This is a genomic window from Conyzicola sp. (genome assembly GCF_057073975.1).
Window position 1 is genome coordinate 1 of sequence record NZ_JBXMIS010000065.1, and the last position, 6,906, is coordinate 6,906.

Annotated in this window: 11 protein-coding genes; 5 read left to right on the plus strand and 6 right to left on the minus strand. The window is 68.1% G+C overall.

What is annotated here, in order from left to right; translation table 11 throughout:
* From AC14A7_RS05965 to AC14A7_RS05980, 4 genes are all read left to right on the plus strand, one after another.
* Window positions 1-225 (plus strand): dCTP deaminase (locus AC14A7_RS05965; protein WP_484007189.1); only part of this gene is annotated, 225 nt, incomplete at its 5' end.
* A gap of 73 nt (window positions 226-298) precedes the next feature.
* Complete coding sequence (locus tag AC14A7_RS05970) at window positions 299-889, plus strand: molybdopterin-dependent oxidoreductase (protein WP_484007191.1); 591 nt, start codon at window positions 299-301, stop codon at window positions 887-889.
* A 14-nt stretch (window positions 890-903) separates the two neighbouring features.
* Window positions 904-1,605: a ferredoxin reductase gene (locus AC14A7_RS05975; RefSeq protein WP_484007193.1), complete on the plus strand. Its 702-nt coding sequence runs from the start codon at window positions 904-906 to the stop codon at window positions 1,603-1,605.
* Window positions 1,605-1,850, plus strand: coding sequence for a DUF6510 family protein (locus tag AC14A7_RS05980; RefSeq protein WP_484007195.1), 246 nt, complete (start codon window positions 1,605-1,607; stop codon window positions 1,848-1,850). Before AC14A7_RS05975 ends, AC14A7_RS05980 begins: the two co-directional genes overlap by 1 nt.
* Here AC14A7_RS05980 and AC14A7_RS05985 read toward each other — a convergent pair.
* The 5 genes from AC14A7_RS05985 to AC14A7_RS06005 form a co-directional block, all read right to left on the minus strand.
* Window positions 1,837-2,337, minus strand: a complete 501-nt coding sequence (locus AC14A7_RS05985; RefSeq protein ID WP_484007197.1) for an RNA polymerase sigma factor — start codon at window positions 2,335-2,337, stop codon at window positions 1,837-1,839. The genes AC14A7_RS05980 and AC14A7_RS05985 overlap by 14 nt on opposite strands.
* Window positions 2,334-3,029 (minus strand): hypothetical protein, encoded by a 696-nt coding sequence (locus AC14A7_RS05990; protein ID WP_484007199.1) that lies wholly within the window; start codon window positions 3,027-3,029, stop codon window positions 2,334-2,336. Before AC14A7_RS05990 ends, AC14A7_RS05985 begins: the two co-directional genes overlap by 4 nt.
* A 59-nt stretch (window positions 3,030-3,088) precedes the next feature.
* Window positions 3,089-3,715 carry an MSMEG_1061 family FMN-dependent PPOX-type flavoprotein gene (locus tag AC14A7_RS05995; RefSeq protein ID WP_484007201.1) on the minus strand — a complete coding sequence of 209 codons (627 nt, stop codon included), beginning with the start codon at window positions 3,713-3,715 and terminating at the stop codon, window positions 3,089-3,091.
* A 10-nt stretch (window positions 3,716-3,725) separates the two neighbouring features.
* Window positions 3,726-4,565, minus strand: a complete 840-nt coding sequence (locus tag AC14A7_RS06000) for a class I SAM-dependent methyltransferase (RefSeq protein WP_484007203.1) — start codon at window positions 4,563-4,565, stop codon at window positions 3,726-3,728.
* An 84-nt stretch (window positions 4,566-4,649) separates the two neighbouring features.
* Window positions 4,650-5,492 (minus strand): alpha/beta fold hydrolase, encoded by an 843-nt coding sequence (locus AC14A7_RS06005; RefSeq protein ID WP_484007204.1) that lies wholly within the window; start codon window positions 5,490-5,492, stop codon window positions 4,650-4,652.
* Window positions 5,493-5,585: 93 nt separating this feature from the next.
* On the opposite strand from AC14A7_RS06005, the gene AC14A7_RS06010 reads away from it, so the two are divergent.
* Window positions 5,586-6,149: a TetR/AcrR family transcriptional regulator gene (locus tag AC14A7_RS06010; protein ID WP_484007206.1), complete on the plus strand. Its 564-nt coding sequence runs from the start codon at window positions 5,586-5,588 to the stop codon at window positions 6,147-6,149.
* A gap of 87 nt (window positions 6,150-6,236) precedes the next feature.
* Here the strand turns inward: AC14A7_RS06010 and ilvC are convergent.
* Window positions 6,237-6,906, minus strand: a 670-nt coding sequence (ilvC, locus tag AC14A7_RS06015) for a ketol-acid reductoisomerase (protein ID WP_484007208.1), incomplete at its 5' end; no start/stop codon positions are given.

Sequence of the window (6,906 nt, forward strand, 5' to 3'; positions counted from 1 at the left end):
CTGGAACTCTCCAACGTCGCTACCCTGCCGATCAAGCTGTGGCCGGGGATGAAGATTGGCCAGTTGTGCTTCATCCGCACGAGCTCGCCCGTCGACAACCCCTACGGCTCGGGCATCTACCTCAACCGCTACCAGGGCCAGCGTGGGCCGACCGCGTCGCGCAGCTTCCAGAACTTCCACCGCACCGACGTGCGGTCGACGGATGCTGGGTCTGCGGGCAACTAGGTTTCGATACGCGCTGCGCGCTACTCAACCCTCAGCTAGGTCAGTAGTCTGAAACACAACGGAAGGGGCATCCATGGGCATCATCTCGCGCGGTTTCTCCGGTCGAAGCCGGGAGCACAATCCCGACCTCCCGCCCGGCCAGTACCTCACCGACGACTTTCCCGTGCTGTCGGCCGGCCCGACCCCTGAGCTCGACACCGCCGACTGGACCTTCACGGTGCAGACCGAGACGGGAGCCACCCAGTGGAACTGGGACGAGCTGCACGCCCTCGGCACAGAGGAGGTGCACACCGACATCCACTGCGTCACCCGCTGGTCGAAGCTCGCGACCACCTGGAAGGGCGTGCCTCTCGACGCCATCTTCGATCAGGTCGAGACCGAGCGCGAGTTCGTCATGGAGTACTCCTATGGCGGGTACACCACCAACGTGCCGCTGGAGGACCTGCTCGACGGCAAGGCCTGGATCGTCAGCGAGTTCGACGGCGAGCCGCTCGACCCGGAGCACGGCGGGCCTGCGCGCCTCCTCGTTCCGCACCTGTACTTCTGGAAGAGCGCGAAGTGGATCCGCGGCCTCGTCATGCAGGAGGACGACGAGCCCGGCTTCTGGGAGCAGAACGGCTACCACCTCTATGGCGACCCGTGGAAAGAGCAGCGGTACTGGTGACGAGCGGATGGCACGTGGGCACCGTGGTGGAGACGCGCACTGAGACCCCGAGCGGCCGCAGCATCGTCTTCGACGTGCCCGGCTGGACGGGCAACATCGCCGGACAGCACGTCGACGTTCGACTGAGCGCCCCCGACGGATATCAGGCGGTGCGCTCCTACTCGATCGCATCGGCTGACTCGTCGGAACGCGTGCAGCTCGCGGTCGACAAACTGCCCGACGGCGAGGTCTCGCCCTACCTCGTCGACGAGCTGCAGGTGGGCGACCAGGTGGAGTTCCGCGGTCCGCTCGGCGGGTGGTTCGTGTGGCGGCCGGAGCAAGCCGAACCCGTGCAGCTCATCGGGGGCGGTAGCGGCATCGTTCCTCTCGTGGCGATGATCCGCTCGCACGCCGCCGCGGCATCCACGGCTCGATTCCGGCTGCTCTACTCGGTGCGCACGCCCGCCGACGCCTTCTTCGCCGACGAGCTGACGAATCTCGTCGGGCCCACCTTCGAGCTCGACTGGCTGTACACGCGAGAAGCACCGGATGGATGGCCGCGGCCAGCCGGCAGGATCACCCTCGACGACCTCGCCCGCCTCGCAATCCCGGCAGCGGACTCCCCCGCGGTCTTCGTCTGCGGCCCCACCGGCTTCGTCGAGACCGTGGCCACGCACCTGGTCGCCCTCGGCCACGACCCCGTCGCCGTGAAGACCGAGCGGTTCGGAGGGGCGTGATGAGCACCCACGTTGACGGAAACGCCCTCGCCGGGCCGCTCTCTGAGCTGTTCCGCTTCGATCTCACCACAACGAGCGGCGAGTGCCGCCACTGCGGTGACGTCACCGTGCTCGCCCGCGCCATGGTCTACCCCGACCCGAGCGGCTACGTCGTGCGCTGCTGCGCCTGCGGCGACGTGCTGCTGACGATCGTGAAGACGGAGAAGCGCACCTGGCTCGACCTCTCTGGCATCAGCGGGCTGTAGATTCCATCGTGAGCTGCTCGCGCAGGCGTGCTCGCGCCCGCGAGTAGCGAGCCCGGGCGGCGTCAGGCCGCAGGCCGAGCACCGCCCCAGCCTCGGCCACGCCGAACCCCTCCCACGCGACAAGCAGCACGAGGTCCCGATCACGCTCGGTGAGGGATGCGAGTGCCTCGTCGAGCTCACCATCGACCGACATCGGCGAGTCGGCTCGCAACTCAGCGCGCAGAGCATCCGCGATGTCGCGATGCCTGAGTCTGCCGCGCCGCGCTGCGGCGAGCACCCTGCGCGCAATGCCGAAGGCGTAGCGGCGGCGACCCTCGGCGTCCGCCGGGAGGGAGCGATGCTTTCGCCAGATCACGATGAGGGTCTCCGACAGGGCGTCGGCGGCATCCTCGCGGTTGTCGAGTCGGCGCACGAAGTAGCCAAGCAGGTCGGGCATGAGGTCGCGGATCTCGGTCTCGAGTGTCGCGACAGACTGCTCGACGCTCACTCTCCAGCCCCGGAGGAGAACCCGAGCAGGCTGCATTCTCCCGCCCGGAACACGGCGTGCGCGGCACCGTGCTCGCGATTCACGGCATCCGCTCCGACCTGCCTGAGCCGATCGGTGATGCCGCCGCCGTCCGTCGCAACGAGCGCGGGCCAGTCGGCTGCCGCGAGCACCACGTCGGCGGCTTCGACATAGCGCCGCTCGTCGCCGGTGCGCTCAGCGTCGAGAAGCTCCACTGACCAGCCGCAGTACGCACGGGTCTCAATCATTCGACGAAGGCTGGCCTCTTGGGTGAGGCCGGGGTTCGCTGCGCTGCTCTCGGCCACCGTGTCGAGGATGTCGTCGCGGTCCTGCCCAGGGGCGAGTTCAAGCCAGGTCGGGTAGATGGTCTCGAGGTAGACGCGAAGGTCGGGCTGGCTCGTGTCCACCCACTCACTGTCAGGAAGGATCTCGCCGCCCGACCCCGGGAACCAATTCGCCTGCGCAAGGAACTCCTGCACGACATCGGCCGCCGCTGGTGCAGCGGCAACTCCCCCGCCCACGACGAGCACGGCCGACAGCCCGATTGTCGTGAGGCGCTGCCGGCGCGAGATCCTGCCCTGCTCCCGGGCTGCCACGGCGAGCGCGTCGAGGGTTGCCGCAGCGACGGGGGTCACCCGGTTTGCAGCCGCAAGTCGGCGGTCAATGTCATTCATCGGGACTCCAGTGCTCAGGGTTCACTGGGTACATGTCGCGAAACCCGCGAAACGTGACACTAGCCGTAGATCTTCTCCGCGTACGTCGGGCCGTAGTACTCGTCGAGCTCCTCGAGCGGCTCCCCGCGACGGTCGGTGAGTGAGGCGATGACGGCGCGGCGAGGCGCGGCGTCGGGGGTCCAGGCTGCGGAATCCCAGGCCTTCGACCGAAGGAACGCCTTGCTGCAGTGATAGAAGACCTCGTGGATCTCGACGACGGTCGCGAGGATCGGCCGGTGCCCCTTCCCCACCATCGCATCGAACCACGGGGCATCGCCGACCAGCCGCGCGGTGCCGTTGATGCGCAGGGTGTCCCCTCGGCCGGGGATCACGAAGATGAGCCCGACCTGTGGGTTCTCGAGGATGTTGTGAAATCCATCTGCCCGGCGGTTGCCCAGCCGTTCCGGCAGCGCGATGGTCGTGTCGTCGAGCACCATGGCGAAGCCCGCCAGGTCGCCCTTCGGGGAGACGTCGAGCTCGCCGGTCGCACTCGACGTCGCGACGAAGCAGAGGCTGGATGCCGCCAGCCAGTCCCGATCGACACTCGCCAGCTCACGCCGCACCTTGTTCGCCGCAGCCGGAGTCGGGGCACCGACAAGCCGCTCGAGCTGTTCTGCGGTGCTGATCACACCCGTCGCGATGTGCATGCGGCCAACGCTACTCCGCCCGCAGCGGCCACCGCTTGAGCCCTTTGGCGGCCCACGCGCGCGCGGTCAGCGACACCGAGCCGTCGTCTGCCGGGGTGACTCGTCGCTGGAGGAAGCCTCGCACCTCCGCTGCCGCCTCCGCACCGATCGATCGAAGGTAGGTGGGAGCCGGGCCCTGCCCGCCGAGGAACGGCGCCCAGAGCTCCTCGAAGCTGTGGAACTCGGTTGGCACCACGATCTCCCGCACCTCGATGCCCGTGAGGCCCGCATCCGAGAACATCCGCTCGAGGCGGTACGGCTGCCAGTCGGCGAACTGCACGCTTTCCGCGCTCTGCTCAGCGGCCGGATTCTGATCCATCGCCGCCTCCCAGAACAGGCGGATGAGGTGCATTCCGACCGCGTAATCCCAGACGTAGGCGCCGACGATTCCGCCGGGAGTGGTGGCGTCGACCTGCTGGGTGAGGGAGGTGGCCGCGCCGGGAAGGAAGTTGAGTACGAGGCCGGAGGCGACGACGTCGTAGAGGGCCGGCTCCCCGGGTGACGCAGCCGCATCCAGCGACATGGCGTCGCCAGTCGAGAACGTGGCTATCGTTCCCGACAATCGCAGGCGGGCCAGCTCGAGGTACGGCTCGGAAGGATCGATGCCGTGCAAGCGCGTCGGCTCGGCCTGCCGCAGTATCGCGTCGCTCAGGGCCCCGGTGCCGCACCCGACGTCGAGCCAGCTGCCGCCGGGCTCTGCGTCGAGCCATGGCACGAACTCGCGCGCGACAGCGCTGCTCCAGCGACCGACATAGAGCTCGTATTCTTGCCCGTTCGACCAGGGGTCGACGGCACCACCCTGTGCGTCCATGCGCATACCGTACGTCTGCACCCCCGGGGCAGCAACGACGAATGGCCGTCCTCGAGAGATTCGGGGGCGGCCGTTCGTCAATGCCTACTTCGCGAGGAAGGCGAGCAGCGCCTCGTTCACCTCGTCGGCGTGGGTCCAGAGCAGGCCGTGCGGGGCGCCCTCGACCTCCACGTAGTCGGCGTTGGGCAGCGCCGCGTGGAAGGGGCGCGCGGTCGAGTCGATCGGCAGGATGCGGTCGGCGGTGCCGTGCAGGATGAGGCTCGGAACGCCGGATGCGGCAACGGCCTTCACGTCGTCACGGAAGTCCTCGATCCAGGAGGACACCACCGCATAGGCGGCGTTCGGCGCGCTGCCGACGGCGACATTCCAGCTGTTGGTCACGGCCTCCTGGCTGATGCGGCTGCCGAGGTTCTCGTCGAGGTTGTAGAAGTTCTCGTAGAAGCTCGTGAACCAGGCGAAGCGGTCCGCCCGCGCGGTCTCCTCGATGCCGTCGAACACCGACTGCGGCACCCCGGTCGGGTTGTCGTCGCCGAGCACGAGATACGGCTCGAGCGAGGCGAGGAACGCTGCTTTGGCGATGCGGTCGGTGCCGTAGGTGCCGATGTAGCGGCCAACCTCGCCGGTACCCATCGAGAAGCCGGCGAGCACGACGTCATGGAGGTCGAGCGTCGCCAGCACGGTGTGGAGGTCGGCCGCGAAGGTGTCGTAGTCATAGCCGACGGTTGGCTTGCTCGACGCGCCGAATCCGCGGCGGTCATACGTGATGACGCGGTAGCCGGCCTCGAGCAGGGCGCGGGTCTGGCGCTCCCACGATGCCCCGCTCAGCGGATAGCCGTGGATGAGCACGACGGGCTGGCCCGTTCCGTGGTCTTCGTAGTACAGCTCGATGTCAGCGGAGTTCTCGGTTCCTACGGTGATGTACGGCATGGTCTTCCTTACCTCGGTTCGTGAGAACGGTCGTTCTCAATGGCGATGGACCTATACTAGAGAACGATGGTTCTCAGCGCAAGGAGAGAGTTGATGGATGACGAAACAGCCCGCGAGAGCGTGCTGGCGGCCGCTGACGACCTCTTCTACTCGCGCGGCATCCAGTCCGTCGGCATGGACGAGGTGCGCACCGCCGCGGGGATCTCGCTCAAGCGCATGTACGCCCTCTTCCCGTCGAAGGACGCCATCATCGCCGCGGTGATGGCGCGACGATCCGCCACGTGGAACGACGGCCTCAGCGCCGCCGCCGCGCACGCCGATGGCCCGCGGCAGAAGCTGCTCGCGATCTACGACTTCCTCTCGCAGTGGTTCGACGAGGACAACTTCCGCGGCTGCGGTTTCATCAACTCGTTCGGCGAGCTCGGCGCCAGCTCCCCCGCTGTCGCCGCTGCGGCTCGTGCGCAGAAGGAGGCCTTCCAGCGCTATGTGGCGACCCTCGTGCGCGAAGCGGGGGCGCCCGATGACCTCGCACCGCAGCTCGCACTCCTCGCCGAAGGAGCACAGACGACCGCGGCGATCTCGGGAACCACGGATGCCGCCCGGCACGCCAAGGCGGCGGCCATCACCCTCATCGACGCGGCGCTCGTCGCCGCCTAGACGCAGAACGGCCGCCCCTCCCGAAGGAAGGACGGCCGTTCGTGGTTTCGATACGCGCCAATGGCGCTACTCAACCAGCGGTGGAGATCAGCGGGCTGCAGAGCCCTCGACGTAGTCGGCGTCGGTCTGCTTCCAGGCGAAGAGAGCGCGCAGCTCCTTGCCGGTCGCCTCGATCGGGTGGGCAGCACCCTTGGCGCGCAGCGCGAGGAACTCGGGGGCTCCCGCGTCCTGGTCGTCGATGAAGCGCTTGGCGAATGCACCGGACTGGATGTCGGCGAGAACGGCCTTCATGTTCTCCTTGACCGAGGCGTCGATGACGCGCGGGCCGGAGACGTAGTCGCCGTACTCTGCCGTGTCGGAGACCGACCAGCGCTGCTTGGCGATGCCGCCCTCCCACATGAGGTCGACGATGAGCTTGAGCTCGTGCAGCACCTCGAAGTAGGCGATCTCCGGCTGGTAGCCGGCTTCGACGAGCGTCTCGAAGCCGTACATGACGAGCTGCGAGGTGCCGCCGCAGAGCACCGACTGCTCGCCGAACAGGTCGGTCTCGGTCTCCTCGGGGAACGTGGTCTCGATGACGCCGGCGCGGGTGCCGCCGATGGCATCGGCGTAGGACAGCGCGAGCTCGCGCGCCTTGCCGGGGGCGTCCCGCTCGACGGCGATCAGCGCCGGCACGCCGCCTCCCTCGGTGTAGGTGCGGCGCACCAGGTGACCGGGGCCCTTGGGGGCGATCCTGATGACGTCAACGCCTTCCGGT